The organism is Novosphingobium sp. KN65.2, assembly GCF_001368935.1.
In the GTDB taxonomy this organism is placed as follows: domain Bacteria; phylum Pseudomonadota; class Alphaproteobacteria; order Sphingomonadales; family Sphingomonadaceae; genus Novosphingobium; species Novosphingobium mathurense.
In genome coordinates this window covers 1-2,507 of sequence record NZ_CCBH010000239.1, presented here as the reverse complement: position 1 = coordinate 2,507, position 2,507 = coordinate 1, and the positions used below count along the sequence as shown (strand labels likewise).

Sequence of the window (2,507 nt, the reverse complement as noted above, 5' to 3'; positions counted from 1 at the left end):
GTTTTCGCATTCAATGCGGCCCGATGTGTCGGGCCCTCTCGGGGGAAGACTACGCGATTGCCGATAGTTGTGCTATGTATGTCTGCTCGCCGAGACAAGGCGCAAGGCATGCTGTGGCCCCATTTGCAAGGGGCCGAAAGTAGCAAGAAATGGGACAGGCAATCGCAATGGTGAATGGAGTGGGCAGAACGCTCGCCTGCATCGTGTTGCTTGCCGTTCTCATACTCCTCCCGAGCGCCACAGGCTTCGCGCAGGACCGCAAGCCTACGGTCGTGGCCATGGCCGTAGAAGGCGCGATTGGGCCTGCGACTGCGGCGTACCTCGATAACGGTTTCGAGCAAGCCCGAAAACAGGGCGCAGAACTGGTGTTGATCGAGATGGACACCCCCGGCGGGCTCGACACCTCGATGCGGCAGATCATCCGCGATATCCTGGCGATGCCGATGCCGGTCGTCGTCTATGTCCACCCCAGCGGCGCGCGAGCAGCCAGTGCTGGCACTTACATCGCTTATGCCGCCCACATAGCGGCGATGACCCCGGGCACGAACCTGGGCGCGGCTACGCCAATCCAGTTGGGAGGCATGGGCGGACCGGGGGAAGAAAAGCAGGATGCCAAGGACAAACCGCAGCCCGCAAACACCGGCGAGCGCAAGGCGGTCAACGATGCCGTCGCCTATATCCGCTCTCTTGCGGAGCTGCGCGGTCGCAACGTGGAATGGGCCGAACAAGCGGTTCGCGGTGCAGCCAGTCTGTCGGCCAAATCGGCACTGGAAAGGAACGTGATCGACCTGATCGCACCGGACCGAGCCTCGCTGCTGCGCCAGATCGACGGAAAGGTCGTGAAGATCGACGGCAAGGCGCGGATGATACGCACTGACGGGATCAGGGTCATCGCATTGAAGCCGGGCTTCGGTGATCGCGTGCTGGCAACGATCACCGACCCCAATATCGCCCTGATCCTGATGATGGTGGGCGTCTACGGACTGCTCTTCGAATTCCTCAATCCCGGCTCCATGGTTCCCGGTACGGTGGGAGCGATCTCGCTTCTCGTCGGCCTCTATGCATTGGCGGCGTTGCCGGTCGATCTGGCCGGAGGCGCCCTCATCCTGCTCGGCCTTGCGCTGATGGTGGGAGAAGCCTTCGCGCCGTCGTTCGGCATTCTCGGCATCGGGGGTCTTGTCGCATTCGTGCTGGGCGCGGCGCTGCTTATCGACACCGATGTGCCGGCCTTTCAGGTGAGTGCATCGGTGATCGCCGCGCTGGCAGTTGCGGGTGTGCTGGTAATCGGGGTGACGGCAAAGCTCGGTATCCGCGCGCAGCGTATGCGTGTCGAAACCGGAGAGCAGGGCATGATCGGCCTGCATGGCGAAGTGCTCGATTGGGAAGGGCGCTCCGGTCATGTCCTGGCCCATGGGGAACGATGGGTCGCCACCGGTCCCGAGAACCTCGAGTGCGGTTCACTCGTCGTTGTCGAGGCAATCCGCGGCCTGCAATTGCAGGTTGCCAGACCGAGCTGAGAACGTCCTGGACGAGGAGGAGTATGCAAATGGAAATCGCCGGCGATCTGGGGTTCTACATCCCGCTCCTGTTCATTGTCCTCATCTTCCTGTGGTCCGCGATCAAGATCCTGCGCGAGTACGAGCGCGGTGTGGTGTTCACGCTCGGGCGCTTCACATCGGTGAAGGGACCGGGACTGATCATCCTCATCCCCTTCGTGCAGCAGATGGTCCGCACCGACTTGCGCACGGTCGTCCTCGATGTGCCGACGCAGGACGTCATCTCGCGCGACAACGTCTCGGTAAAGGTCAATGCAGTGGTCTATTTCCGCGTACTCGATCCCAAGAGCGCGATCATTCAGGTGGAGGACTTCATCCAGGCGACCAGTCAACTGGCCCAGACCACCTTGCGCTCGGTTCTCGGCAAGCACGACCTCGACGAAATGCTGGCCGAGCGCGACAAGCTCAACAGCGATATCCAGGAGATCCTCGACAAGCAGACCGACGCCTGGGGGATCAAGGTCGCCAACGTCGAGATCAAGCATGTCGACATCGACGAATCGATGATCCGCGCGATAGCCCGTCAGGCCGAAGCCGAACGCGAACGGCGCGCCAAGGTGATCAATGCGGAAGGCGAACAGCAGGCGGCAGCCAAGCTTCTTGAAGCCGCCAACATCCTGAGCGCGACGCCCGAAGCCATGCAGCTGCGCTACCTCTCGACGCTCAACGTGCTGGCAAACGAGCGCAACAGCACGACGATTGTCTTTCCCTTCCCGATGAACCTTGGCGATTGGCTCAAGGCGCTGAAAGACAAGTCGCCGTCGGACTGACATCGTAATTTCCCCGGTAAACACAGCATTTATGCAAGAGCCCGGTTTTCCGCCATTTTTCCGCAATTCGCGGGGAAAACCGAGTCCATAACGCTCAATAGCTTAGCGTTTGTCAGGAAAACCATTTCGGCGGTTTCGGCCCCTGCTTTGGGAGGGGCGGCATGAGTGCAATCATCTCCGA

Annotated in this window: 2 protein-coding genes; both read left to right on the top strand. The window is 61.0% G+C overall.

The genetic code is table 11. The annotated features are described in order from the left end of the window. Positions 1 to 167 precede the first annotated feature (167 nt). Positions 168 to 1,517, top strand: a complete 1,350-nt coding sequence (locus SPHV1_RS24030; protein ID WP_054948512.1) for a nodulation protein NfeD — start codon at positions 168 to 170, stop codon at positions 1,515 to 1,517. 29 nt (positions 1,518 to 1,546) lie between these two features. Beyond that, positions 1,547 to 2,326: a slipin family protein gene (locus tag SPHV1_RS24025; protein WP_054948511.1), complete on the top strand. Its 780-nt coding sequence runs from the start codon at positions 1,547 to 1,549 to the stop codon at positions 2,324 to 2,326. The last annotated feature ends 181 nt before the right edge of the window (positions 2,327 to 2,507 follow it).

Coding starts and splice junctions, on each gene's coding strand:
- SPHV1_RS24025 (WP_054948511.1), top strand. CDS start 1,547: ATGGAAATCGCCGGCGATCTGGGGTTCTACATCCCGCTCCTGTTCATT.
- SPHV1_RS24030 (WP_054948512.1), top strand. CDS start 168: ATGGTGAATGGAGTGGGCAGAACGCTCGCCTGCATCGTGTTGCTTGCC.